Genomic DNA, 25,461 nt, shown 5'->3' with positions numbered 1-25,461 from the left:
TCAGACACTGAAAGCGTACAGTCACAGAGTTATGTCTTTATTGATTTGATTATACTCTCCAGCTTCGAAAGGTAACCGTTTTCTTCTATAATCGTGCCGGTAACAATAACATCTGCACCTGCATCTTTCACTTCCTTGGCAGCCTCAGCATCGCGGATGCCTCCTCCCACAATCAAAGGCACCGAAATGGACTTTTTTACATATGATATCATATCAGAAGGCACATGCGCAGGAGCCCCGCTGCCTGCCTCAAGATATATCGAGCGCATGCCGAGAAGTTCTCCGGCCATGGCATATGAAGCAGCGAGTTTGGGATCATCACGCGGGATCACATCTGCCTGTCCAACTTCACCGACTTTCATTCCTGGTGCCACGATTATGTATCCCATTGAAAGAGGTTCCAATCCAAGCTTTTTAACAGCTGGTGCACCTGCAACCTGCTCTCTTATGACCCAGTCCAGACTTCTAGAGTTAAGCATGCTCATGAAGTAAATAGCATCGCAGTGAGGAGACATGGCTTCCGCACCGGAAGGAAAATAGATCGATGGGACATCTGAGTTGTCTTTAATTTCTAAAGCAGTCTGATCAAGATTTTCCTGAGTTACACCAGTAGAACCGCCGATCATAATTGCATCAGTCCCAAGAGAACAAGCGTCCCGGGCAATTTTCCCAGCCTGTGCAGGATCCTGAGATGCAGGATCAATAAGAGTCATGTGTAAAGCGCCGGTTTTCAGCTTCTGCAAAAGATAATCTTCAACACTCATAACAACCCACCCAGTAAAAATGCGATCAACGCAACGAACATGCCATATTTTGCAAATTTTTGTCCATTTTTAGGATTCTGATGGAGAACTACGGCAGAATATATGAATATTGCATCTGCGACCAGAACCACCACCAGATATGCTAATCCAAACCTTCCTGTCAAGTATGGTTCGAACGATAATATAACTGCTAAAACAAATAAGATGGAAGATATTACTGAAGCATTCCTCTTCCCAATTTGCTTTGGAAGAGTCGTGCGGTTAAAGTCGGCGTTCATATCCTGCACATCTTTAACAATCTCCCTTCCAAGTGTGGCCAAGAAAGCCATCAGTCCCATAGGAATTGTAACTTCGATGTGTCCTGTGATAGCGCCGCCTAAAAAGAAGAGAGCTGAAGTTAACCAGGCTATGGACAGATTTCCAATGAGGCCGAGTTTTTTTGTTTTCAGCTCGTATGCGATCATTACTGCAGCTGCTACGATTGTAATGATGAAGGGAACCAGCCCTAAGAACACTGAAACTGCACACGCAATGATGAATGTGGCAATTGAGATGTTTTTAGCAGTCTGAGGTTTTATTTTCCCAGATGGAAGGGGACGCTCTGGATGTGCGAGTTTATCCAGATCGCGGTCAAGATAGTCATTGAGAGAGTTTCCACCCATGATGAAGAAAATCACGGTAATGCATCCCAAAACTAACTCAACAGGGTAATCTACAATATCCCTGCCGACGGCGATCAGCACCCCGAGAACTACACCAAATGCGCCCATGATGCAGTTTCCAATACGGAATAGCTGCAGATATCTATTCACGAGGGTCAATCTGCAATTGAGATATAATCTCTTTCATATTCCTCACTCGCTTCGCAATTATTATAAGGACCCCGGTTAGTGAGTGAAAAGATGTCTGCGGATGCAAACGAGGAGATAAAGTGGATTTACTCGCTCGTGGAAAAACATTTCCCGATATACGAATCGAAGGTAGATGCCAATAGCATCACGCTATATGTCAATCCAAAGGACAGAAGTACAGTAAGCGCCGAATTCAGCGAGATTCAGAAAGAGCTTAAAAACAAGGGTTTCATAGCAGCTTTTGATTATACTGGCGGAGAATATATACTGCTGGTTCTCAGAGGACCTGCCCCGCAGCAGAAGTCAAAGAAAAAGACACTGCTGAATAAAGTTCTCCTGGTACTGACATTTATAACTACAACGATAGCAGGAATGGTGCTATGGTCCGGATACGATTCTTCATCAGGCATGTGGACTCTGCAGACAGCTCTGATGGGTGCCGTGACTTTTGCAGTTCCTTTGATGGCAATTCTAGGGATTCATGAATTAGGTCATTATTATGCTGCAAAAAGGCATGGAATTAGTGCATCGCTGCCATACTTCATTCCTTCCATCCCCCCGTTTGGAACATTCGGGGCATTCATATCACTCAGAGAGCCCATGCCGGACAGGAAAACTCTGGTGGATATCGGAGCAGCCGGTCCAATGTGCGGATTCCTAGTTACTATACCAGTAGCGATTCTGGGTCTGTATCTTACAGGGCAAGGCGGAGTTGTGGCTGGAGACATTAGTGCAGGAGCTGCATATGTCACGATTCAGCCGATTTACAATCTCATGGCATATTTCTTCCCATCCGTAGATGGTTTAGTTATGCATCCAACGGCTTTCGCCGCTTGGGTAGGGTTCTTTGTTACTGCCATCAATCTTCTGCCTGTAGGACAGCTGGATGGAGGGCACATTGCCAGAGGACTTTTTGGAGACAAAGCCAAATATCTTGGATATGCGGCATTTCTTGTGCTGTTCATATGTGCACTGCTCTATGACGGTTGGCTCCTGTTCGCTCTGCTGGTAATTCTGCTGGGCATCACACATCCCGCTCCATTAGACAACATGTCTAAGATTGATAATAAGACCAAAGCATTCGGAGCAATAACGCTGCTGCTGATTCTCATAACGTTTGTACCAGAACCGCTGCACGTAGCTGAAGCTGATTATTCATTTAATGTTGAAAATGTGCAGTATCCTGAAAACTCGATAGTATTTGAGCTTGTGAATACAGGAAATACAGGATACGATGTTGAAATATCCCTGTCTGAGAAAGTGGAGTATAAAATATGGGCAGACGGGATCGAAGTTGACGGAAAGCTGCATATTGACAGAGAAAGTTCAAAGGAAATACGGGTAGAAGCATATCCAGACAATCCTGAAATAAAAAAGGTTACAGTCTACCTGCATTCTCCTGGAGATGAAGATATACAAACATTCAATCTCGCTTCCTGAGGATATAATAATGTCTTGTAAGAGATCTGTGCACCCTTTGGAAGTGGCTTTCACATATCTCTAAAGAATATCTACATTCTGGACATTCGCGAGGAAGTACAATTCCACAGAGCTTCCCATCTGAGAGTATGTCAGAGACTGATTTTAAAGCACGATCATACAGAGATGTGAGCTCTTCATTCCTTGTGCTCGTAGAACGACCGTACGGCGGGTCTGTGACGACTGTAGTAATGTTTGAAAACATTTCAGGAACGCTCCCAATGTCTGAGACCTGCACATCAGCATCAAATCCAAAATACTGAAGATTCTCGATACAACCATCTACCATCAATGGATCAATGTCAGAGCCGGCAGCCTTTATACCCATGGAAGCCGCCTCTAGTAAAATCCCACCAGTGCCGCAAAAAGGATCCAACAGGGTCTCTCCTTTTTTTATTCCAGTGAGATTGATGAGTGCCCTGGCATATCTGGGATGGAGAGAAATAGGCGAAAAGAAAGGCCTTTTTGCCACTCTTCTGTCTTCAAAAACAGCTCTGTCTATCTCACGTTCAGAAATATAAAAATGGAGGCCGGATGACAGCAGCACCCTCAACTCTACATCAGGATTTTTTAGATCTACTTTACAGCCTTTTTTCATGCTTGCGCCGATAGCTGCACTTAAAGCTGCAGCATTGACTTCACACATAGACTGCCCGAATTTTTTAGCCCTCACGGCAAAAGTTCCTTCGGGAATCTCCAGCATTGATGCGAATTCTTCTGCATCTTCCAAGCGGCATGATCCAAGATACCTGCCGATGCGCCTAGTCAATGCCACTCTTTCACAAATATTGTTTAAAAATTCAGGCCTGAATGCAATTACTGCATAACCTTCTCCAGAAGTGACTAAGTGTGACTCATCAGTTTCAGATTTACAGAGAGCAACAGCTTCTGCTGCCGGAAAAGTGTCGTGTTCTCCCGATAATTCAAAAAAATAAGGAATGAGGCCTCTATGAGGCTCCATTGGTTTAGTCTCTAACTCCCTCTTCGCTAACAGTTATAACTGCCTCCGCTTCGGGGAGGTTCGGAGAGTCTATCAATCTTGCGATACGTTTTCCGCCTTTGCTCTTACGAAGATATAAACGGTATGTAGCAGCGTGGCCTACAATATGACCTCCGATTGGCCTTGTAGGATCCCCGAAGAACGCGTCCGGCTTTGAAGATACCTGATTTGTTACTGCAATCACTGCGTTATGGAGGTCTGCAAATCTCAGAAGGTCGTGCATATGCTTGTTTAGATTCTGCTGCCTTTCAGCCAGTGATCCGCGTCCCACATATTCTGCACGGAAGTGTGCTGTCAGAGAATCTACAATCAGCAGTTTAACATTCATCTCATGAGCCAGCTCGTTGGCTTTTTCCACCAAAAGCATTTGATGGTGAGAATTGAACGCGCGCGCCACATGTATCTTTTTCAGGACCTCTTCTGGATCCAGATCCAGGGCAACAGCCATCTGAACGATACGCTCCGGCCTGAATGTGTTTTCAGTGTCTATAATGAAAACATCTCCGTTTAATCCGCCTTCTTCAACAGGCCTTGTAGCATTTACAGCCAACTGGAAGCAGATCTGTGTTTTTCCACTTCCGAATTCTCCAAAGAATTCGATGATCGACTGACTTTCAAGCCCTCCGCCCATCAATTCATCAAAGGCCTTGGAACCTGAGCTCAGCCGGTTTATGCCTTTTCTGCGTTCCAGAATGATGTCTCCGGTTTCAAATCCGCCTACATCAGCCATCTGTTTTGCAGATGCAATGATCTTTGTAGCTGTGCTTTCTCCGATCTCCACTAATTCTGCCAGGACCTTTGGGGACTCTACCGCGATAGCCATTAAATCGCTATAGCCGGCGTCACGCAATTTTTCCGCAGTTGCAGGTCCAACTCCAGGCAACTCTTCTATGGTGTTTCCGGTCATTTTATACCTCAAGTTTGTAAGCTCATAGTTAGTTTATAAACTTATTTTGGGGGTAGGTGAAAGTACCCCCCCCCCTACACGATTTAACAAGGACGTGCGAAGATTGAAATTTTCGAAATGTATCCATCTCAAATCTAACTCTTGATGGCACGGGGGACTTGACACGATAGATCTTAAAAATATTAACTATAACAGGATTTTTAAAAGATATGATCTGGATTTAGAATCTCAAGAAGATCCAGAAGAACTTGTATACAGGCTGGTTCCTGAAGAAACCCATCTCAGAAAAGTAAGCGAAGATATCGTGTTCATGCGCTATAAAGACATCTCGGAGGATGTTACTTCTGCCATGGAAGTTTTCAGCCCTGAAGAAGTTATCGAACAGGGCTTGATCAAAGGTATGGAGATTGTCAGCGAACTTTACGGCCGGGGAATATATTACTTCCCACATGTAATGATGGCCGCTGATCTTATGGATCGCGGTCTGAAGATGTGCGAGTCTCATTTAACCAAAGAACGAGAGACTAAAGGTAAAATCGTGATGCATGTGGCTGAGGGAGATCCTCATGATATCGGCAAGAATATTGCTGCTGTACTTTTGAAATCAAATGGATATTCAATAATAGATCTAGGAAGAGATGTACTGATGCAGGATGTCGTTAATGCTGTAGAAAAAGAGAAGCCCGACATAGTCACCGGCACAGCTCTTATGACCACAACCATGTCAGCCTTTCCCAAGATTGCTTCAAAACTTTATGAAAAGGGTATGGAAATACCGTTCATGTGTGCTGGAGGTGCAGTCAACAGGGATTATGTAGAGTCGTTTCCGATGGGGATATACTGCGTCAAAGCTGCTGATGGTCCAGATCTTGCAAACAGAATTGTAACAGAAGGATGGGACTGGAAAAAAATCAGATCCAACTGGGACCGCATAATTACCAAAAACAGCAAAATGAGGGGTGAATGAGATGTCTTTGAAGCGTTACACCCGGATGGAGTATACATCTCCAGACGATATGGTTTTTGGAGAAGCTAAGTATCCAGTATCATATGGGCTGGGACAGGTTATCGGAGCAGGAGTCGTTGTACCAGAGATTAAATTTGCTCCCCGCGTCGGCAGCGAAAAGACCCCAGAGAGCCTGAGAAGAGAGTTTGTTGATTATATCACGAGAGATGTTCTAGACAGAGCTATAACTCTGGGATTTCCAGCAGTGCAATTGGAAAATGAGCATATCTCACACATGACTAATGACGTTGAGCATTATGCAAAACCGATAGTCTCCGGCCAGAAAGAACTGATGCAGAAATATCATGATCAGTATGATATCGCGCTTTCTATCAGGCATACGATTGCAGACCCGAGGATGGCCGAGCTAGGGTTGAGAGAAGAAATGGATCAAAAGCATTCTTACCCTCAGAAAATCATTGATTCATGCCATGTAGCCGCAGAAAATGGTGCGGATCTGCTGTCAATTGAATCCATAGGCGGAAAGGAACTTGCAGATTATTCTCTTTTAAGACAGGATATCAGAGGGTGGCTTTTCGGTATAGGTTACCTTGGTTCAATAGATATGGAATGGCTCTGGCCACAAATCGTTCACATTGCTAAGAAGAATAGGATCAGAGCCGGCGGAGACACATGCTGCGCCGGAGCTAACACGGCGATGTTCCTGGCAGGCGGCTATATGGATAAAGAAATCCCCAGGACATTTTCTGCAGTAACTAGAGCTATTGCCGCTACACGCACTTTAGTAGCGTGGGAAGCCGGTGCTACCGGACCAGACAAAGACTGCGGATACGAAGGCCCGATTGTCAAAGCAATCTCTGGTAAGCCCACATCTCAAGAAGGTAAGAACTCACACTGTGCTCACATGGATTTAATGGGCAATTTAATCGCTCAGGTCTGTGATCTGTGGTCCAATGAGTCTGTAGAATACCACCCTGAATTCGGCGGCTCTTCTGTTCAATGCTGGCTGGGAAATATTGGGTATGAAGCTGCGCTCATGAATACCGCAAAGCAGCTGAAACAAGATCGTCTTCTCCGTGATCTGTATATGGCAACGGACAGATACAGAAGCCCAGAAGCTTTCATCTTAGCATATGATAATGCATACAAGATTGGGCAGGCCATTGTAGAATATGGCAGCGACATATACATGAGAGCTAAGGCTGCTGCGATGACTGCTGCTAAATTGATTGAAGATGAAAGTAAATTCGGAAGACTGAAATTGTCTAAACATGAACAGGATATGCTGAGAAAGATAATTACCGACCTCAGCGCTCTTCCTGACGAAGAGGGGAAATTCGTGGATCAATGTCTTTCGGTTTACAAAGATGTACCTAAATTCAATCCTAAGAACTATGATCTCTACTACTGATGCAGCACGGAGAAACAATCAATGAAGATGCCGGAAAGCATTGAGGAGATCATGTTCGCTCCATGCGGAATGAATTGCAAAGTCTGCTATAAGCACTGCTATCACAAAAAGCCCTGCAATGGTTGTTTGAATAGCGATGCTGAAAAACCGGAACACTGCCGTAAATGCAAGATTAAAGACTGTGTTCAATCCAAAGGGTTAGATTACTGCTATGAGTGTTTAGATTTTCCTTGTAAACAAATAAAATATCTCGAAAAAAGTTATAACACAAGATATCAAGCAAGCCTGATTGAAAATAGCGAGTTTGTACATAAACATAATTTAAAAGAATTCATGGAACAGCAGAAAGAAAATTATACTTGCTCAAAATGCGGCGGCATTATTTCCATTCACGACAAAAAATGCAGCGAGTGTCAGGAAAAAATGAAGAATTGATGTTTTACTTATTTTGGAAGTAAAACTATGAGTCTAGTTTTTAACACATTTTGAATTGAGTCTATATTAAGAAAAATTTTCAAAAATAAAATAAGAAAGAAGTTTACTGACGCTTTCGCGTTCAGTAAGTTAGTTTGGTTTTACACTTATCATCACTTCTTCTTCATGAAGTAATATGCTAAAGCGATGATGATGAGAATAATTATTACTGCTGCGATTATGTAATAAACAGTATTGTCGCTGTTATTGTCATCATTCTTGTCATCAGGGTTGTCTGGAACTATTGGTTCCTGAGCTTCATAGACGATTATGAACTTTGAAAGGTGATTTGTTTCAAACGATACCTGATTGTCTTTATATGAACAGTTCATTTTTTCGATTGAACCGTCATCTTTGAGATAATAAACAATCAAGTTGTTTTGATCTTCTCCCTCTTTGAGTTCATAAGGTATTGATACAGTAATTGATTTACCGTTGAAGCTTGTAACATACTTGTCTCCTAAGCGGAGATTGATGTCATATACAGGGTTGTCTCCTACGACTTTCTTTTGTTCTTCTGTTAATTTGTTCTCTGCATTGTTTACTTCAATGATCAACGTGTCTGCTTCTGAATTATTTTCTAATATTTCTGCAAGAACTTCTTTTTCAATAATTACTTCTCCTTCTGAAGTTGCTATTGAAATTGAATCAATGTTGTTATTGTTTTCAATCTTCTTTGAAATTGTTTCTAAATCTGAAACAGATATTGATACAGATGTTACTGTTCCTTCTACATTGTCTTTATCAACTATGCTAAGCGTGTTTGAGCCTGATGCGACTGTTTCATGAACTAATTCATCTGCTTTCTTGTCATCTACCTTAATTTCTGCGTTTCCGCTGCTGTCAGGTATGATAGGTTCTTCCGGTGTATCAGGAGTTACAGGTGGATTGACGGGGTATCCTCCGCTTCCCCCTATGTATGTCCATTTAGCGTAGAGAGTCATGTCTCCATTTATCGTGGTATCAAAGTCCCATTTATCAGTGAGGGATTCATCAGTATACCATCCTGCGAATGAGTATGATCCCAATCTTGAAGGAGATGTCGGTTCATCAACTATACCATTCTCAGCAACGATTGAGTAAAGTAACTCATTCGTTTCTGATGAGTCTTTGAAGTATCCATCAGTTGGATTGAAGATTGCAATATATTTATCTTCATTATTTGTACCAGTCATAAATAAGTCTGGATTATTCTTTGTATCATTCAATCCTGATAAGACTAAAATGTTGTTTGTGAATTCTGCATCTGCATCAGAGATTTTTATGATGTTATAGTCATCATACAATGTTTCGGCATTATATGTTTTTGTAAATTTATTATCAGAAATAGTAAGTTTTGTGGAGTTGCCTTCATTGACATTAAGCCTTATTGCACGTCCTTTGGAAAAGTCAGAACTACCAGGTTTGTCTTCAACACCATCATTATCAGAATCCCAATTGTTTATTTTATTGTTTGAAATAGTAATTTCTGTAAACTCAATGTTTGAAAGCTGCAGAGCATTGTATGCTGTGCCTGAAATGGAATTATTTTGAATGGTCAAGGATTTACCAGAACCTCCATAGCTTATGAAAATTCCACGTCCATACTGCGGCGATGGGTTGGAATCTGATGAGGATACATTTTCAATAGCATTCTTATCGTCTTCCATTTCACCGCCAATCATTACATCTCCAGTGCAATTCTCTAGATAGATTGCATTGACTTGAGTGGAATCACCATCAACTACTGATTCGGTAATGTCTGTGAATTTACAACCTGTGATTGTTACATTGTTTGCTCCAGATATGGCGAGACCTTTTTCTATGAAATTAACTTTGGAAATAGAAATATTTACAGTATTATTTTGTGCAACAGATAATGAAAGACCCTTAATTGTTGAATTGTTACCAATAATTGAAAAGGATATTTTAATGCCTGGAACAACTAGAGACTCATATTCTGTGTTTGCAGCGATTTCGATGATGTCGTCATTATCTAACAAATACAGAGTATAGGTGAACGTTGATACTGCATTTTTAACCTGTCCGGATTTATCTTTCAAGATAATTGGAGCAGATTTTAGGGACCCATTATCAGCATATAAAAACTGGGCACCATTGACGGAGATATTATTCGAATTGCTATTGTAGCTTATCCAAATAGGAGATTTTTCAACATTAACATTTGTAAATTTTACAGTAGAATCTGCAATAACTGAATTATCATTTGCTCCATTGGAACTGTATAATACTAGATACTCACAGCACTCTCCGCCTGTAATATACTTGTTAGTTACAATGGAGTTATCACTAATATTAATGGTGTTGTTATGTCCTTCAAATACTATCGTTCCAAAATTGTTACTATATCCACCATATTGCATGATCCCGGTAAGCTCAGATTTGGAGATATTCACAGTAGAATTTACACAATCTGGTTTAAGATACAATGCTGCAAATCCAGAGACTTTTGAGTTGTCTATATTTATAGTGAAAGTTCCCATATGTAGATAAATACCATAATATTTTTGAGCAGTAATCGTTGAATTTGAGATATTTAATGTAGCTGGATTGGCAGAATCCTGAGTATTCATATGAATTGCAGATCCATACTTCCCGCCATTTGCAGTTATTGTGGAATCAAAAATATTCGTTGTGGATCCAAGCGATCTTATTGCTACGCCGCGTCCACCATCTTTATCTGCATGAATCGTTGCATTATTGATTGTTAATTTTGCATTCTGATTATTTTCAGATATTAGTACACCAGAACAATAATCTTCATTACTCTGTATGTCAGGAGTTATAATTACATTTTGAATTGTCAGGTTTCCAGCAGCATTGAGTTCGACTACGGCCTGAAAATCATTGGTCGTACTTGTATACCTTAGATTTAAATTTTCAAGAGTTACTGCATCAACCACCATCACAGAGATCTTTCCGATTATTTGTGTTGAATAGCCGTCAGAACTTTCAGCAACTCCTGAGAGTATAATTTTCTTATTTATTGTAAGATTTTCAGTATATGTACCAGCAGCAATAGATATCATATCTCCAGAAGATGCTGCGTCAATAGCTTCTTGTATTGTTTTATATGATTTCTCATTAGTATCATTCGAATCCGAATCTTGATAAGAACCGTTCACGTAAATTATTTTAGAGTCATCATCGCTCAAAACAACTGAGTCTGAAACGTTGTTTTCAGATTCCCCCCCCCCCCCAGACATGTCTGTTTGAGACAATGGAACGAGTAGCATCAAAGCTGCAACAAATACAGCTGAAGCTAGTATTAACTTGACCTTATTTTTCATTTGCTCACCATTAAATTACACAGTGTGGATTCAAAGAAACACTGGCTGGTTTATTTTTCATGGCATTTGTGCGTCTTTAATCTACACTTGTAAATATTACGGATTGGCATGATTAAATGTATATATGCTAATGAGGATGAGATTCTCACATTAAAGAAAAATAGCCTGATTTTGAAAGAATACATCTTATTAATATCAACCATCTTGTCTATATCGTCGTTCGTTGTATCTTCCAAATACTTTTCAAAATACACCTTGGCATTATTTACGAGAATATATACATTGGAAATTTGCAACAATGCCTCTTTTATCTGTGTATCATCCCGAATATCTACACAATAAAACTCAAAACCATCAGGCGGATTTTGAATATCAAATACGACCACATTCATTCCCATAGACTTCAATTTTCTCGCAATAGCAAGCCCCATACCGGAACTCCTTCGGTAACAATCACGGTTTGTTTTTCTTGTTGTTCCAATAGGTTCACTCCGCTTCACTTTCAGTAGAAATTTTAATCACGACAGTCGTTTGATCGGTATTATTCCATATGGAATGAGGTATCATACCGTTTACAAAAAAAGATTCATTTTTTCTGACGATAAACGTCTGCTCCCCAAGTATGATCTTTGCCTCTCCGTCAACAACAATAAAAATATGATTCTCTTTGTGTGTATGGTTTCCCTCCGGCCCGCCACCGTCCTTATCGATATAGGCGATTGCTCCCCATTTGATTTTTCCATTTTCATCAAATAGTTTTTTGGCCGAAAATCCTTTGTGATTAGGCGGTGTAGTAAACTCCTGCGTGTATAATTCCTCCATTTTGCATAATTTTTATTTAAAAAATTAAAATAAAGAGGTTTGGTTAGGCTTATTCAGCACTAACTGAACTTCTCTGCAGATCTTTGATCTGGAAGCATTTCTGAGGGCAGGCGCGCTCACATCTCAGACAGGCAGTTCCATTGCAGCGGTCTGAAAGTACCTGAATTTCATAGCCTTCTGCAGCATCATTTACAGAAATTGCATCTTCTGGACATTCTTTAACGCACTTCTGACAGCCTGTGCATCCGCTGAATGATCTCTTTAAACCGATACCAATTTCACGAAGAACTTTAAGTCCCTTATCTCCCAGATCGGGAATATCTCTCTGCACGACTTTAATGACTTCAGCCGGTTTGATTGTAGTCGGCAGGGGCTGAATGTCTGACAGCTCCAGCATCATGTTGTATGTCTCTATCGGCATACCTTCCTGCCAGTAAGCCAGTTCTTGAATGAACACAGACTCAAAGATCTTGTCGGTAGCAAACATAATATGATTGGCTCTGATCGAATTTGCGAGAGACTGCAGTTTATCAACCATTTCTGGATCTTTGACAATATCTGTAGCCATAGAGAGAGAAGTGTTGCCGAACTGATATATTGTATCAACTGAGGGCGGAAGCAGACCGACTCTCTGAGCCTTCAAAGCATCCACATATGTACCGGATGCCCCGCTCATGAACATTGTGTCAAGCTCATCAAATTTAATTCCAGCAGTCTCAAGCAGAGTGAAATGTCCGGCTCTCATGGCACCGAATGTCTTGGCAGCCTCTAAGAAATCATCCTGTGTGATGATGACCCCGTCCTGAAGGTGCAGGCAGCCGTCAGTCGTGGTGATCTTGGATTTTACAATCTCTCCGTTTTCAAGAGCAGTGGCGATAGCAGCGATCACACCAGTTCCTGTAATTCCTTTTGCCATGCCATGCATAGGACCTTCTTCAATTACGGTTCCGGTATTGATTTCGATAGAGTCTCCTTCTCCTACAAGCATGTCATCTCCAAGAACTTTGCATTTCCAGTAGAATTCAGACTCAACATCGGAAATGGCACCTGGAGAAGCAAGCATACCGGACTTAATCTGCTGCCCTTCTATGGCAGGACCAGCGGCAGCGGAACCTGTGAGAATTTCATCTCCAACCTTCAGAGCCATTTCTGCATTTGTACCATAGTCAGTAACTAGGACATTGTCTTCACGTTCCAGAAGCCCGGTCTTATACATCATGGCAAGAGCATCTGCTCCGATTTCATGCCTGATGGCAGGAGGAATGTATACTGGAACACCTTCACGCAGATTCAAGCCCAAGTCAACAGCAGGTATGACCTTCGCATCTCTTTTCTGAGGTTCTACACCTTTTGATTTGAGCGTGTTCTCTCCGACATATGCAAGATCTCTGACTTCCATATTCTGAAACATAGAAAGCTGAATTGGATTTCCGCAGACAGCTACCCTTTCGACTTTGTTGAGGTCGATATCAAGTTCCTGCATCAGGCGGTTTGCTGTGTCGATCAAAAGTCTGTTTGCTAAATTCTGATCGACTTCGATACAGAAAGTAAGATGATCAACAACATTTGCACCAGGCACGGGGTGACGGACTGTTATTGCCGTAGAATGTATTTTCTTGCTGTCCAAATCCACAGCGTGCATTCTCATACCGCTGGTTCCTACATCTATTGAAACTCCATACATATCATACACCATCAAAGGTTACGTTATGAGCGTGGTTATGCTCATGTTTCTTAAAATTTAATTTGACTGCTTTGTCAATGATTTTCAAGCTATTCATCATAATGTTTTCCAATTCATCATCTGAAACACCCATGGCTGCAGCCATGTATTTTATTTCACCATCAACGACTGGATCGTTTAGTTTATCATCCATATCAATACCCATTGTAGGATCGACCATATTGAGTTTGAGAGTACCGTTGGCAGAGATGAAAAGTTTGACGTGTCCGAGCAGAATGCCTCTTTTTCTGACTATTTCATCGGCAGTAGAAATTACTGCAGCTCTGGCGGCCTCCACCAATTCTTTTTTAGAAACACTGCCGTGAAAGTGAGCTTCCGTACCAAATGAGCCGGCATCAGCTGCTTCTTTGGAGTTTTCCATCATGCCGCCTCCAAGAGTTTAATCAGATTGTCTACTCCATCCCCATTTTTAGCAGAAATGAATACGATCTGGGCTTCCCTGTTTACTTTTTTAACGATTTTTTCTGTTTCTTTGATCGTATCTTCATCGACTGCATCGATCTTATTCACTGCTACGATATCAGCACCTGCAATCTGCCTGCTTACAAACAGCTCTGCTTCCTTAAACAGATTAACGGCCCGGAAAGCATCGATCAGAGAGATGGTAATCATCTTCTCTTCACCGACCATGGCCGTCCTTACCAGCTGCACTATCTTGGTTGGAAAGGCTATTCCCGTAGGTTCGATTATAATCAAGTCTGGATCGTAATCATTTTTAATTTGTTTCAGAGTATGCTGCAGACTGCCTGATAACGAGCAGCAGATGCAACCTTCTGCAAGTTCAACGGACTTCAGCCCGCTGGAATCAATCACTGAGCCGTCAACGCCTACTTCGCCCACTTCATTAACAATAATAGCTACGCGTTTCCCTTTAGCACTAAGTGCTGTACCTAATCTGATCAGCAGAGTTGTTTTTCCGCTGCCTAAAAAACCGGCTATCTGGCAGATTATCATCAATGTTTCACCGTAGTTGGGATTTTTAACATTTTCCCAAATTTGTAGTATTGAAAAACAATAGTGTAAAAAATTTGCACGTTTCATTTATCCATTTAGAGAATGCATATTCAATCATATTTAGGATAAGAGGTATAATGATTAGTAGGATCTTGGAAGCGTTTGACAGTGATGTCCTTGCCTATGGAGATTTTCATAAGGTCTTCTCCAGCCAGTACCCTTGTCCCAGAATTTTCTTTAATATACTTGACCTGCTTATCCACTCCCTCACGCAGAAGTTTCATTCCAAGATGCGTTAGGATAACCATCTCGGGAACGATTTCTCTAGCAAAGACTGCTGCTTCTTCCGTGCACAAATGGAAAGGAACTTTCGCACACAAAGGTCTTGTCAAATTAAGAATGAGAACGCGTGCTCCCCGATGAGCTGCGATCACCTTGTCAGTTATCTCACTGTCGCTGACGTAAGAGATTATGCCGTTGCGTGTATGAATCCTAAATCCTACGCCATAAGGATCTGAATGCTGTGTTGGCGTAGCATCAATTACCATATTACCAATGCGGAAACGGTCGCCGGCAGAGACTGCTGATACTCTGGCGCAGATCGAGCGGTGATAATTAGAAATCGGAGAGTCAAATTCACCTTCACCCAGTATGACACTTTTGCTTCCTATAAGCGCACCTCGTTTAACTATTCCGCCGTGGCTCATTCCCTCTGTTAGAATTTCTGCATCAGAATAATGATCTGGATGACAGTGTGAAAGCAGTATGCCGTCTGTTTTTATGGGATCAATTGAAAGACGTTTCATATTGTACAAGGCTGAAGGACCGGGATCGATGTGCAGCCGAAGAGTATCTGCCAGATAGATGCCGCCGGTTGCCCTGGCTTGGTACATTGTAGCAAAGCGGCCTCCGCCCGTTCCTAAGAACGTTAATCTGGTAGTCTGTAATTCTGGCATGATCTCGGACTTTAAGCTCATTGATGCATTCCGCAGGATTTAATGTGCAGTCATCATTCTTTTCCTGAAATATTCTGAGTACATATCAACCAACTTACTCAGCCGTGTAAAAACGGAGCTGCTTTTCAAGAAAGTAAAGAGATTTGCATAAAATACCCTATTACATGCTAGCATATAGAATTTGGTTACCCGCAGAGTATATATCTTGTTGAATTCAATCAATCGTTGTTATTATGCGCACACTCATTAAAAATGGAAAAATAGTGACTCAGAATTGTAACAGGGAAATTATCGATGGAGACATCCTTATTGAAAACGACCGGATTGTTTCTATCGGCAGATGTGATGAATCAGTTGACAAGATTATTGACGCAGCAGGCGACATAATTCTCCCTGGTTTGATTAACACTCATACTCATGTTTCCATGACTTCTTTGAAAGGCCTGGTGGATGATGTAACTTTCCCGGCTTTTCTGGATAAAGTTTTTCATTTGGATGACATAAGGACACCCAGGGATTTGGAAGCTGGAGCTGCTCAGGGCTGTATCGAAATGATCCACTCAGGCACTACTACATTTTTAGACCTGTATTATTCTGAAGACATAATTGCTAAGGCTGTTGAGAGATCAGGTATAAGAGGGGTTCTAGGATGGGCTGTGTTGGATCAGCAGTTCACGACTCAGAAAGGAGACCCGCTTGACAACTGCAAAAGGTTCTACAATGAATTCAAGAACCACGACAGAATATATCCAGCAGTTGGCCTGCAGGGAGTTTATGTATGCTCAACTGAAACATTCATGAGAGCTAAGGAGTTCGCATTAGAAGAAGATCTAACTCTGACATTTCACTTATCAGAAACTAGAAAGGAAGTGTCAGACTGCAAGAAGAAAGAAGGTTTCAGACCAGGCGACTACCTAGCGAATATTGGATTCTTTAACGATCATTGTGTAGCGGCCCACTCTGCATGGCTGACTATGAACGAAGTAAGAGCTATGGCAGCAGCAGGTGTAAAAGTATCATCCTGTCCAGTTTCTAATATGAAACTCGCTACCGGCGGAGTTGCACCCATACCCGAGATGATTGATGCTGGTATGACTATATCTCTTGGTACTGATGGCTCTACTACAAACAATTCTCTTGATCTGTTTGGAGAGATGAAATTCGTGTCGCTGCTGCAGAAATCTTCCAGATGGGACCCTACAGTCCTTCCTGCTCAACAAGTTCTTGATTTTACCACGATCAATGCGGCTAAGGCTTTGAGAATGGATTCTGAGATAGGATCGATAGAAGCTGGCAAGAAAGCAGATATCATTATTCTGGATGGAAAATCTCCCAACCTGCGTCCCATATTTCCAGAGACGCTGGTTTCTAACATTGTTTACTCATCATACGGCCTCAATGTCAAGACGGTTATATGTGACGGAAAGATCGTGATGGAAGAAAACACCATAAAAACGATGGATGAATGGAAAGAACTCGAAGAAGCTAATGAAGCTGCCCAAGAACTTCATGAGTCCATCTAAACAGATCTGGACAATCTTAAACTAGATTGTCCTCAAACCTTAAAATTACAAGAAAAATCAAATAAGTGACATCTACATGTAGAAGTTGACAGCATTAAAACGTATGAGACTGATTTCTGGAAACTGAGGAGACTGCCTGATGGTATCAAAGTACGACTTTCAATCATACATATATCCAGACAAAGTGAATATTATACTCAATATGCATGGCAGACCTGAGTACTACAATTGCTATGAACTCACAGATGAGGGTATTGGAAAATACATATCAAAACTGAAGTCAATAGCAAACGGAGAAGAGTATGAAAACTGGAATGACAATAAGCTGTCAGAAATGCCTGCCGATAAAGAAGGGTTTTACGCACATCCCTGCTGGGTGCAACGGATCATCAGCTCAATACCATTCGGAAAGATTACATACAAAGCTGGATGGAACGAAATCAGTAGCAAAGAGCTGATAGCTGCGATTGCATCGTTCAGACTCCAGAAGAATGTTTGCGTCAATGAAGAGGGAAATTTTGATATTGAAGGATATGAAAGAAATGTCGACAAAGTTGATTTGGAGGAAGTCATATCTAACATTGAAAAATAGAATTTTTGAAAAATCAATGACATTAATGAATATCTACTGACTTGCAGGGCGCATTCATTCTGCAGTCTGCAATTATTTTATTCAACATATCAGTAGGTTCTCCTAAACGCAGATCGATATAATGCAGAGTGTTTCTTTTTGAATACTGTCTGCTAAGGCGGGTATACATCATCACTGAGAACTTGATCTTCAGATATTCTTTTTTTAGTTTTGGATGAAACTTGTGGGGGGAATAGAATATGCCTAAGTTTTCAGAATTATTGTCTTGCTAGAAATCAATGTTGCATCATATGCGTCCAATCATATACTCCTCCCAATCCCCGATCAGAGCTCAATAAACGCAAAAATCAGCCCATCCAAATGTATTTATATTATGTTAGTGATAATGGTTTGGTTCAACAGACCACGACCCAATATGTTCTGAATGATGTGAGGTGTATAAAGGGCGGAGAGCGGAAGTCTCCACCCTTTTCGTTCGGACGTGTGATTTTTCTAAGTCTGTTTCCTCTCGCATTGAAGATTGCATCCAAGATCGATTAGAGTAGTAGTTATAAGCAAATCATAAACATACAGGAAATAAAAATAATAAAAGATATGAGATGGTGCTCATATCTTGGATTAAGATCTAAGGACTTTAACAGTAACTAGGTTTTGATCCATTGCGCGGGAGTAGCTGATCGAAGAACAGATTCCTTTGACTAGAAGAAGACCTTTTCCATCACCATCATACTTAATTGGATCAAATACTGGACCATCATCTTTGATTGTAATTACGATGTTGTCCTCAGCCTCTTTAATGTTTATATCCAGATAATGATTTTTCGATTCGTTTAATCCATGCTCGATAACATTCAATGTTAACTCTTCGCAGCAAAGTTCAATACGATTCATCACGGAGGCAGAAAGGCCGCTGAAAACAAGGTATGAGTGCAGTTCATCCATCATTGATTTCATATCGCTTCCGTCCCCTTTCATGGAAACATCGAATATGAAAGCACCTTCTGGAGCGGTTTTCTGCAAAGTGAGCGTAGTGAGACCGCGCTTTTTATGAATTACATAAGCGGCTACTGAAGTTCCAGCCAGCACGATTAATTCTCCAATTGCGAATGAAGCCCAGATAAGATCGTTGTTCATAGGGACAAGAATAAGTGCCACCACTACGACCATCAGAGCTTGGGCAGAAGAGACTGCTGATGCTAGTTTCTTGTGGCCCTGTATCTGATAGATTATCATAAGCATATAATTGATACCATACAGCGGCAGGCAGAGGGAGAATATTCTTAATGCCGGTTCTGCAAAGTTCACAAGCTCTGGATCAGTTAATCCAAAGAATGATGCGAATGCTCCTGGAAACAGGAATATGAGCGAGACAAGAACAGCTAGGCAGATTATGAGAATTTTGGTAGCGGCTTTGATAACCAGATTCATACCTCTGTAATCCTCAGAACCCTGCAGGACTCCTCCGATAGGCTGCATAGTCTGAGCAGTTCCGCCGATAAACATTGATGCAATCATCATCAAGTTCAGACAAACTGCCATGACACTTACCCCATCAGCACCTAAATACTGAAGAACGATAGAGTTCATTCCAAAAAGACGGACTGTCATAAGGGCAGACGCAAGAGCCACAGGGGCTCCCATTGCAAATATTGATCCAGCATATTTGATCCCAGAAAATTTGAATCTGAATACCCTTTCTTTTTTTGTGACGTGAATGAGAAGGATACAGACTCCCACCAGATAACCCAAAGAAGTAGCAAGCGCAGAGCTTCCCACTCCCAGATTCATAAATTCTATGAAGACTATATCCAGACCTAGATTCACGATGTTTGCAATTACTAAAGCGGCAGTAGCCAGCTTCGGATTGCTGTCTGTCCTTACAAAAACACATATTCCTGGCAGCAACATGTAAAGTAGACTGCTGATCAATACCACTGATGCGTAATCTTTTACCAGCGGAGCCAAGGATGCATCGGAACAGAGTACAGAGACGATCTCATCAATAAACACTGTTCCAAGAACTGTTATGACTACCCCTACAATTAGGTTAATTACAACAGATGTTGTAAAAATCCTTGAAGCGTCTTCAGTCTTTCCGCGGCCAATGAATATTGCAGCTAGTGTCGCACCTCCGACATTGATCAGAACGGTGATGGCACTCAACAGCTGGATAAGCGGCGAAGTTAAGTTGATAGCTGAAAGGGAGTTCGGACCCAGAAGATTTCCGACTATGACTCCATCTATTACAACCCCAAGGGATAGGGCCATTGAGGCCAGTACGGTGGCTACAAGATATGTGCGGAATGCTTTGTTAACCAGATAGGGGTTGCGTTCCAGCATGAAATCAACGCCTGTCGATAATGGATTTGAGCTTGATACTTACATTGTTGATAATAAATTCATCTGGTGAAAGTATTCTAGCCTCAATCTCCACCAAGCCTGTCGGCACAGTTTTCATAAACGAATCATATCCGCTGTTTAACAAGACTTTTGTAAGCTCTTCTGAAGATATTGAAATGTTTTCCATACAGAAAATCATTTTTTCATTGAGACCTGCCCTCTCCAGAATAAGCTGAAGTCTGCCGCTGTACTTTAGATCATCTGAGAGAATCTTTCCTATTTTTTGGTAGTTGAAGAAAGTTCCTCCCATGCGGATTACATCCCCATATCTGCCAAGAAGTTCAAACCTGGGTTGTTTTCTGCCGCATTGGCATGGTCCTTCAACCCAGCGGCCTGTATCTCCTATTTCATACCTTTCAGTATGGCCGTTTTCTCTTTTGAACCCAGTAAATATGAGTCTACCGACTTCTCCTTCATCAACAGGCTTGTCTTCATCCATCTTAAGAATCTCAAGATGCTGAATGTCGGAGCAGACATGATAAACTCCAGATGGGCAGTAGTCACATGATATACCCATGCTGCCTGTTTCATTTGCTCCATAGAGTACAGGCACTAGCGTCTCAAGGCCAAAGCTTTTCAGATATTCTTTCTGGCCATCAGACATATGTTCTCCAGCAAAGAATATCTTTTTAATTCTCCCGTACTTTTTAAACTTATCAGCATTTTCTTCAAACAATCTGAGAATATAACTTGGTGCTCCAAGAATGGCAGTAGCTTTTCCCTTAATCATGAAGTCTGCAACCATGCCGAAATTGTCTAAACCGCTTATACTCAGATGTGGTGCATTCATTTTATCAAATACGGAAATGAAACAATTCAGCCCTCCATAGAGGTTTCCGCATTTCAGGACATCTGCCAAAACATCTTTCTCAGGATCGAGACCACGAGACAGAAGAGCTTCGATAGATGGTTCTATAATATATTTGTCAAAATCATTTTGTGTGTAACTGCAGTATACAGGCTCTCCGGTGGTTCCGCCACTTTTCATAAGAATTCTGGTACCATTTTCCGGCACTGGTGGATAATCCGCCTTGCCTTGGATCTTCCCATTAAAATGCATCTCTTCTGGTTCCCTTAGCTCGGAAAGGTTCAGGATTCCAGTCAACGGCAGCTCAGTACGCATAGAGACTCTTTTCAAGAATCTCGGCATAGCAAAGACACCGTCATGCGGTTCTCCAGTATAACTCACACTCATAGATCCCACTGGAGTTACACGTGTGACTCCCGCCCGATACAGAAGATCTGTAAGAATAGCCAAATCATTAATGTTACAGGCGAGTCCTGCAGTCTGCAGATATTGCCTCATGCCCCTGAGGCGTTTTATCACCTCATTGTGAGGCATGGGTGAAATCCAGACTGTACGGAAAAGCGGAGACGGCATGAACTTAGGCGTGTAACAAATCAACAGCCTGTATGTATGATCATCTGCCTCGATGATATCTCCACCGTTGAAATAAATATCAGACTTGTGAAGTTCTGTAACAGTGGTTATCTCTGCACACTGTGCAAGATCTGGTGTTTTCTGAGGTATGCCGCAGGAATTCAGCGCTTCGCTGAACATCTTAGCAAATTTATCAACATCAGCGGTATTATCTGTATCAATCAGAACACATTGAGGGCTGGAGCAGGATTGCTGCTCATTGCGACATACACTGTGCACCAGTCCGCTTATGGCTGAATCCATAGAGTCTGGTGTGATATATGCGAAACTTATTTTGTGGCCCCATGTAACAATTGGAATTCCCTTGGGGGTCATTTCTCTGATTGCAGAGACTGCATCTTCTCCTCCCCATACGCTCACACAATCAGCATTAGCAATTATCTCTGAAATGATATCCTTGCGTTTTGAAGATACTCTGAGCATATAGATGAACTTTGAAATGTTGGAGTACTTGCTTAATTCTGAAAAGAACCATGCTGCAAATGAACCTGTGTTGCTGGCTACTTTGATGATATTTATGTTTCCAGTCAGAAGACCTTCCACGGCAGCCATTGGTGCAACGACTATTGAATTTCCAGCGGTAATGTGAACTAGAACGCCCATTGGACTCCAGGCTTCAAAATTCTGAGTCCTGTAATTTATCCTTTTGATTTCAAAAGGCCTGTCGGTGCCAAGCTCTGCACAAAGTTTGGTTGTCAGCGATTTCCGGGAGATGTTATCAGCCAGCTCAGCCAGAAATTCTTTGGGATTTTCACATTCGTCCTCTGCCAGAGCGGCTTTCATTTTTTCATCTTTATATTCCAGCATCACTGCAGACAGCTTTTCACATGCATCAAGAACATCTTCAGTTTTCAAAGATTCCTGAAGTGTGTCGTTGATCTCATCAGGAAGTCTACGAAGATTGTCTAATAATTCTCCATCATCAATTAATGAACCTCTCCATATATGTTTCATCCAATCACTTCCTTAAGAGCTCTGCTGCGGCTATTGCACAGCTGCGGTTTTTAGTCGTTCCTGCTCTTCCCAGAATTTCAAACCACAGGGCGTTTATCCCACACCCGCAACTCTTTCCTTCGTGCAGAACAGCCAAGTCCCCAAGCAGGAGGCTGACTACCGGCACACCAGTGTTTATCGGACTGATAACGTTGAGAAATCCAGGTTTTCCATAAGGAAGAACTTCAAGAGTTCTGACATCTCTGATCAAAACACGGCTGTACGCTGGAATATGAAAATGATGATTGTTGCAGTCCATGTAAGCGACTCCGTGTTCTACAGCACCATAACTTTCATGGCAGCAGGATTCGGGAAGACCCAGTCTTTCCTTAATATATGCACGGAATTCCTGAGGACTCAACTGTTTATCAACAAAGCCTTTCCATCCTCCGCCCATCATGACAAGTGATTTTGGATTGAGCTTTAACGGTGGGTATCCCATATCTTCCATTTTTTCTAATGTAAAATAGAGAAATGCAGGAAATCCAAGAAGTCTTACAGGCAGGCCTTCTTTTTCAAACCTCAGCAGCGCATCTATACAACCGAAAAGGTCGAATTCATGTCCTTTTCCAGTATACTTCAGGGCATACACCAATTCATTTTCTTTTGCATATCTGCGCATCATCTGCCTAGTTCTCAGAGTTCCGACATTCACACCTTCCGCCGGCTCATATGAGTACAGCAAAAAGTTAGTCGGTTCGTCTGTAATCATTCCCAGTTTGTAAGATTCCATATCCGCTGATTTGTCTGAGGCAAAAATAGTCCAATTATCAAAGAACATTTGGCTTTTTTGACCAGTGGTTCCAGAGGATGTTAGTGTAATAGCAATATCCTCGTCTTTTACAGTTTTAATAACATGCGTCTTGTAAAAGTTAGCATGGAGGAAGGGAATCTTGGCGATATCGCTGATATCGTTCAAGCTGTCAACTGAGAAATTATTTTTTTGCATCCAATCTTTGTAAAAGTCATTCTTTTCAATGTGCCATGAAAGACACTGTTTAACGGCTTTGACAAACAGTTCATCATCATATTCATAAGGGTCGCTGGATGCCCAAAGGTCCTGGAGAGCTGAAAGATTTTTACCAGGTACCAAAACATCCGGGTCACTGAGATTTCTAATAAAATATTCCATAGATATCAACCTTCATTGGGATCTAATCCGCGTATATGCTGAAGTAATGTTGTAAACGGCTCAATGGTGCGAAGAGTGTCATAATCAACAATTCCACCTAATAGGCACTGCATCGTCAGATAATCTCCGTTTTGAGAGCATGGGAGAAGTCCTGTACAAAAATAATCAAAGTCTTTAGCCGCTTCATATGCAAAGGGTGCACAGGCGTCTGATAAATTTATGAACAGCTCTACGACAGCACATTTTTCTCGTTTGGTTGCTAAGAGTGAAGTTTTCAAGGCAGAATGTATATCGCTTCCGGCATGTTCAATGAATACTTTCCCGATCTTCAGCCTCTGGTTGATATCGGTAATAACTTCACTCAGCGAACCTTCTGCGGGAACCATGCCGTCTAAGAGCTTTCGTTCTAGGCCTGAAAGGGATATGATCGTCGAGACCATTTCCTTTGCTTCCTCCGGCACATAAATATCATTCAGTTTATTATTAAATATGCGAAAAGCTACGGCCACGTTGACTCCGTCGCCCACATCATCAAAAGTATTTGCCATGTTATAATTGACATAATGCAGAACAAAACCGCAGGCGATGAAGTTTGTTTTATTGCATATTTTCTGTGTATATGGATGATACACAACAGGTTGCGCAGTCAATGCATTGAGTTTAAAATCATTTTCCGCAATTTTGATAATTTCATTGGTGAGTCTACTCATCAGAGAATAATTTCTAAATTTCTTTTTCACCACCCCGATACCCATTTCCGCAATGCCGGGAAAGTGTGGAGAAAACATCAATGCCAGATGTCCGGCGATCTCACCATTGGGAGCAGTAGCAACCAATGAAAAATAATCATTTTTCTGACATGCATCATAATACTGTTCTGGATAGTAAACGAGTTCCGAAGGATATGTGTATCCAAATTCATCATAAACACACTGCGATACCTCTATGGCTTCGCTCTTCCGAAGAGGATGGATATCAAACTCCAGATTCTCCAGATCACAGACCTCTTCCTCAGGTGGTCTTCTAGTATATTCTGGCAGTGCAGTCAAGTGCTTGATTAAATGCTGTTCCCTGCCCCTTTCACCAAGATTCTTGAATACAAGTCCATCTGTCAGACCCCTCATGAGTTTGATTCCTGCCGAAGATGATACGTCATCATCGACATTTTCAAAGTCATAGGGTTTTCCCTGATCATGAATGATGATTTTGAAATCCATTTCAGAAATATCCACAGAGACGTTAAAATATGAGTCCTTTTTATCGGGAAAACCAAAAGTTATGATATTTGACATAGCTTCTTCGAGTGCAATCTCCAGCTTACTGATATCTTTTCTAGAGATCCCGCACAATTCAGCTATATTAGATATTGCTGCCTGAGCAACAGGGATAGAATGCGGATTGGATAAAACCCGCATATTTATGAATTCCATATTACGTATCCACCTTAATCAACTGATCGATTCCAGTTATACTCAAAACATCAGTAACAAGGTCATTTGGATTTGAAATCGCAAATGAGATGTTCCTGCTGTTCAGATCCTTTTGAAGCTTCAGCAGAGATCTGAGACCTGCACTGGAGATGTACTCAAGATTAGAAAAGTCAAGGGTTAATGCTGCAATACCGTTCATATCTCCCCCGGACAATATCGCATCTAATTCTTTTTCAAAATCCAGATGGGTGATTGTATCTAATCTTCCTTCCACAGAAATCAGCAGGTTGTCCCCTTTAGATAACTTCGTTATATTCATGATCGGGCAAGG

The 25,461-nt window shown here is 41.6% G+C and carries 23 protein-coding genes; 6 read left to right on the top strand and 17 right to left on the bottom strand.

The window, feature by feature from the left end; genetic code table 11:
• Window positions 1–29: 29 nt before the first annotated feature.
• Together H729_RS02860 and H729_RS02855 are read right to left on the bottom strand one after the other, a co-directional pair.
• Window positions 30–764: a phosphoglycerol geranylgeranyltransferase gene (locus H729_RS02860; RefSeq protein WP_020448497.1), complete on the bottom strand. Its 735-nt coding sequence runs from the start codon at window positions 762–764 to the stop codon at window positions 30–32.
• The gene (locus H729_RS02855; protein WP_020448496.1) at window positions 761–1,576 is read right to left on the bottom strand and encodes a UbiA family prenyltransferase; all 816 of its coding nucleotides are present in this window, start codon (window positions 1,574–1,576) and stop codon (window positions 761–763) included. Before H729_RS02855 ends, H729_RS02860 begins: the two co-directional genes overlap by 4 nt.
• Window positions 1,577–1,666: 90 nt before the next feature.
• Here H729_RS02855 and H729_RS02850 point away from each other — a divergent pair, with 90 nt between their 5' ends.
• Window positions 1,667–3,055: a site-2 protease family protein gene (locus H729_RS02850; RefSeq protein WP_020448495.1), complete on the top strand. Its 1,389-nt coding sequence runs from the start codon at window positions 1,667–1,669 to the stop codon at window positions 3,053–3,055.
• Here the strand turns inward: H729_RS02850 and H729_RS02845 are convergent.
• Together H729_RS02845 and radA are read right to left on the bottom strand one after the other, a co-directional pair.
• Window positions 3,039–4,055: an RsmD family RNA methyltransferase gene (locus H729_RS02845; RefSeq protein ID WP_020448494.1), complete on the bottom strand. Its 1,017-nt coding sequence runs from the start codon at window positions 4,053–4,055 to the stop codon at window positions 3,039–3,041. The two genes, H729_RS02850 and H729_RS02845, sit on opposite strands and share 17 nt — an antisense overlap.
• A 4-nt stretch (window positions 4,056–4,059) precedes the next feature.
• The gene (radA, locus tag H729_RS02840; RefSeq protein ID WP_020448493.1) at window positions 4,060–5,001 is read right to left on the bottom strand and encodes a DNA repair and recombination protein RadA; all 942 of its coding nucleotides are present in this window, start codon (window positions 4,999–5,001) and stop codon (window positions 4,060–4,062) included.
• A 166-nt stretch (window positions 5,002–5,167) separates the two neighbouring features.
• Here radA and H729_RS02835 point away from each other — a divergent pair, with 166 nt between their 5' ends.
• The 3 genes from H729_RS02835 to H729_RS02825 are packed head-to-tail and all read left to right on the top strand — an operon-like array spanning window position 5,168 to window position 7,814.
• On the top strand, window positions 5,168–5,968 hold the full coding sequence (locus H729_RS02835) for a methanol--corrinoid methyltransferase (RefSeq protein WP_048133854.1): 801 nt from the start codon (window positions 5,168–5,170) through the stop codon (window positions 5,966–5,968).
• A 1-nt stretch (window position 5,969) separates the two neighbouring features.
• On the top strand, window positions 5,970–7,379 hold the full coding sequence (mtaB, locus tag H729_RS02830; RefSeq protein WP_020448491.1) for a methanol--corrinoid protein co-methyltransferase MtaB: 1,410 nt from the start codon (window positions 5,970–5,972) through the stop codon (window positions 7,377–7,379).
• A 21-nt stretch (window positions 7,380–7,400) separates the two neighbouring features.
• On the top strand, window positions 7,401–7,814 hold the full coding sequence (locus H729_RS02825) for a DUF3795 domain-containing protein (RefSeq protein ID WP_020448490.1): 414 nt from the start codon (window positions 7,401–7,403) through the stop codon (window positions 7,812–7,814).
• Between the two features lie 152 nt (window positions 7,815–7,966).
• On the opposite strand, the gene H729_RS02820 is transcribed toward H729_RS02825, so the two are convergent.
• From H729_RS02820 to H729_RS02790, 7 genes are all read right to left on the bottom strand, one after another.
• Window positions 7,967–11,143, bottom strand: a complete 3,177-nt coding sequence (locus H729_RS02820; RefSeq protein WP_020448489.1) for an InlB B-repeat-containing protein — start codon at window positions 11,141–11,143, stop codon at window positions 7,967–7,969.
• A 50-nt stretch (window positions 11,144–11,193) separates the two neighbouring features.
• Window positions 11,194–11,574, bottom strand: a complete 381-nt coding sequence (locus H729_RS02815; RefSeq protein ID WP_020448488.1) for an SDR family NAD(P)-dependent oxidoreductase — start codon at window positions 11,572–11,574, stop codon at window positions 11,194–11,196.
• A gap of 55 nt (window positions 11,575–11,629) precedes the next feature.
• Window positions 11,630–11,965 (bottom strand): cupin domain-containing protein, encoded by a 336-nt coding sequence (locus H729_RS02810; protein ID WP_020448487.1) that lies wholly within the window; start codon window positions 11,963–11,965, stop codon window positions 11,630–11,632.
• Window positions 11,966–12,014: 49 nt separating this feature from the next.
• Window positions 12,015–13,661 carry a methylamine methyltransferase corrinoid protein reductive activase gene (locus H729_RS02805; RefSeq protein WP_236608649.1) on the bottom strand — a complete coding sequence of 549 codons (1,647 nt, stop codon included), beginning with the start codon at window positions 13,659–13,661 and terminating at the stop codon, window positions 12,015–12,017.
• Complete coding sequence (locus H729_RS02800) at window positions 13,651–14,073, bottom strand: hypothetical protein (RefSeq protein WP_048133852.1); 423 nt, start codon at window positions 14,071–14,073, stop codon at window positions 13,651–13,653. The genes H729_RS02805 and H729_RS02800 overlap by 11 nt, the downstream gene beginning before the upstream one ends.
• Window positions 14,070–14,663, bottom strand: coding sequence for a GTP-binding protein (locus H729_RS02795; protein WP_020448484.1), 594 nt, complete (start codon window positions 14,661–14,663; stop codon window positions 14,070–14,072). Before H729_RS02795 ends, H729_RS02800 begins: the two co-directional genes overlap by 4 nt.
• Before the next feature lie 110 nt (window positions 14,664–14,773).
• The gene (locus tag H729_RS02790; RefSeq protein WP_020448483.1) at window positions 14,774–15,640 is read right to left on the bottom strand and encodes an MBL fold metallo-hydrolase; all 867 of its coding nucleotides are present in this window, start codon (window positions 15,638–15,640) and stop codon (window positions 14,774–14,776) included.
• Between the two features lie 212 nt (window positions 15,641–15,852).
• On the opposite strand from H729_RS02790, the gene H729_RS02785 reads away from it, so the two are divergent.
• Both H729_RS02785 and H729_RS02780 read left to right on the top strand, forming a co-directional pair.
• Window positions 15,853–17,142: an amidohydrolase family protein gene (locus tag H729_RS02785; protein ID WP_020448482.1), complete on the top strand. Its 1,290-nt coding sequence runs from the start codon at window positions 15,853–15,855 to the stop codon at window positions 17,140–17,142.
• Between the two features lie 139 nt (window positions 17,143–17,281).
• Window positions 17,282–17,734 carry a hypothetical protein gene (locus H729_RS02780; protein ID WP_020448481.1) on the top strand — a complete coding sequence of 151 codons (453 nt, stop codon included), beginning with the start codon at window positions 17,282–17,284 and terminating at the stop codon, window positions 17,732–17,734.
• Window positions 17,735–17,756: 22 nt separating this feature from the next.
• Here the strand turns inward: H729_RS02780 and H729_RS09940 are convergent, their stop codons facing one another.
• The 6 genes from H729_RS09940 to H729_RS02755 all read right to left on the bottom strand — a co-directional run bounded on the left by H729_RS09940 (window position 17,757) and on the right by H729_RS02755 (window position 25,449).
• A complete protein-coding gene (locus tag H729_RS09940) occupies window positions 17,757–17,906 on the bottom strand; it encodes a hypothetical protein (protein ID WP_172618650.1) in 150 nt (49 codons plus the stop codon).
• 446 nt (window positions 17,907–18,352) lie between these two features.
• Entirely contained in the window at window positions 18,353–20,074 is a 1,722-nt protein-coding gene (locus H729_RS02775) for an MATE family efflux transporter (RefSeq protein ID WP_020448480.1), read from the bottom strand.
• Window positions 20,075–20,078: 4 nt separating this feature from the next.
• Window positions 20,079–22,529, bottom strand: a complete 2,451-nt coding sequence (locus H729_RS02770; protein ID WP_020448479.1) for an aldehyde dehydrogenase family protein — start codon at window positions 22,527–22,529, stop codon at window positions 20,079–20,081.
• Window positions 22,530–22,533: 4 nt separating this feature from the next.
• On the bottom strand, window positions 22,534–23,700 hold the full coding sequence (locus H729_RS02765; RefSeq protein WP_020448478.1) for a LuxE/PaaK family acyltransferase: 1,167 nt from the start codon (window positions 23,698–23,700) through the stop codon (window positions 22,534–22,536).
• A gap of 5 nt (window positions 23,701–23,705) precedes the next feature.
• Window positions 23,706–25,130 carry an ATP-binding protein gene (locus tag H729_RS02760; RefSeq protein ID WP_020448477.1) on the bottom strand — a complete coding sequence of 475 codons (1,425 nt, stop codon included), beginning with the start codon at window positions 25,128–25,130 and terminating at the stop codon, window positions 23,706–23,708.
• 1 nt (window position 25,131) lies between these two features.
• Window positions 25,132–25,449: an STAS domain-containing protein gene (locus tag H729_RS02755; RefSeq protein WP_048133850.1), complete on the bottom strand. Its 318-nt coding sequence runs from the start codon at window positions 25,447–25,449 to the stop codon at window positions 25,132–25,134.
• Window positions 25,450–25,461 lie beyond the last annotated feature (12 nt).

This window comes from Candidatus Methanomassiliicoccus intestinalis Issoire-Mx1 (genome assembly GCF_000404225.1).
GTDB lineage: Archaea > Thermoplasmatota > Thermoplasmata > Methanomassiliicoccales > Methanomassiliicoccaceae > Methanomassiliicoccus_A > Methanomassiliicoccus_A intestinalis.
Note: the sequence above shows the minus strand (reverse complement) of the source record. Positions and strands in the feature narration are given on the sequence as shown.

Bases quoted from the DNA above. Each gene is read 5' to 3' on its own strand.
- H729_RS02860 (WP_020448497.1), bottom strand. From the start codon at position 764: ATGAGTGTTGAAGATTATCTTTTGCAGAAGCTGAAAACCGGCGCTTTA.
- H729_RS02850 (WP_020448495.1), top strand. From the start codon at position 1,667: ATGTCTGCGGATGCAAACGAGGAGATAAAGTGGATTTACTCGCTCGTG.
- H729_RS02845 (WP_020448494.1), bottom strand. From the start codon at position 4,055: ATGGAGCCTCATAGAGGCCTCATTCCTTATTTTTTTGAATTATCGGGA.
- radA (WP_020448493.1), bottom strand. From the start codon at position 5,001: ATGACCGGAAACACCATAGAAGAGTTGCCTGGAGTTGGACCTGCAACT.
- mtaB (WP_020448491.1), top strand. From the start codon at position 5,970: ATGTCTTTGAAGCGTTACACCCGGATGGAGTATACATCTCCAGACGAT.
- H729_RS02825 (WP_020448490.1), top strand. From the start codon at position 7,401: ATGAAGATGCCGGAAAGCATTGAGGAGATCATGTTCGCTCCATGCGGA.
- H729_RS02820 (WP_020448489.1), bottom strand. From the start codon at position 11,143: ATGAAAAATAAGGTCAAGTTAATACTAGCTTCAGCTGTATTTGTTGCA.
- H729_RS02815 (WP_020448488.1), bottom strand. From the start codon at position 11,574: ATGGGGCTTGCTATTGCGAGAAAATTGAAGTCTATGGGAATGAATGTG.
- H729_RS02810 (WP_020448487.1), bottom strand. From the start codon at position 11,965: ATGGAGGAATTATACACGCAGGAGTTTACTACACCGCCTAATCACAAA.
- H729_RS02805 (WP_236608649.1), bottom strand. From the start codon at position 13,661: ATGGTGTATGATATGTATGGAGTTTCAATAGATGTAGGAACCAGCGGT.
- H729_RS02800 (WP_048133852.1), bottom strand. From the start codon at position 14,073: ATGATGGAAAACTCCAAAGAAGCAGCTGATGCCGGCTCATTTGGTACG.
- H729_RS02795 (WP_020448484.1), bottom strand. From the start codon at position 14,663: ATGATAATCTGCCAGATAGCCGGTTTTTTAGGCAGCGGAAAAACAACT.
- H729_RS02790 (WP_020448483.1), bottom strand. From the start codon at position 15,640: ATGAGCTTAAAGTCCGAGATCATGCCAGAATTACAGACTACCAGATTA.
- H729_RS02785 (WP_020448482.1), top strand. From the start codon at position 15,853: ATGCGCACACTCATTAAAAATGGAAAAATAGTGACTCAGAATTGTAAC.
- H729_RS02780 (WP_020448481.1), top strand. From the start codon at position 17,282: ATGGTATCAAAGTACGACTTTCAATCATACATATATCCAGACAAAGTG.
- H729_RS09940 (WP_172618650.1), bottom strand. From the start codon at position 17,906: ATGATGTATACCCGCCTTAGCAGACAGTATTCAAAAAGAAACACTCTG.
- H729_RS02775 (WP_020448480.1), bottom strand. From the start codon at position 20,074: ATGCTGGAACGCAACCCCTATCTGGTTAACAAAGCATTCCGCACATAT.
- H729_RS02770 (WP_020448479.1), bottom strand. From the start codon at position 22,529: ATGAAACATATATGGAGAGGTTCATTAATTGATGATGGAGAATTATTA.
- H729_RS02765 (WP_020448478.1), bottom strand. From the start codon at position 23,700: ATGGAATATTTTATTAGAAATCTCAGTGACCCGGATGTTTTGGTACCT.
- H729_RS02760 (WP_020448477.1), bottom strand. From the start codon at position 25,130: ATGGAATTCATAAATATGCGGGTTTTATCCAATCCGCATTCTATCCCT.
- H729_RS02755 (WP_048133850.1), bottom strand. From the start codon at position 25,449: ATGAATATAACGAAGTTATCTAAAGGGGACAACCTGCTGATTTCTGTG.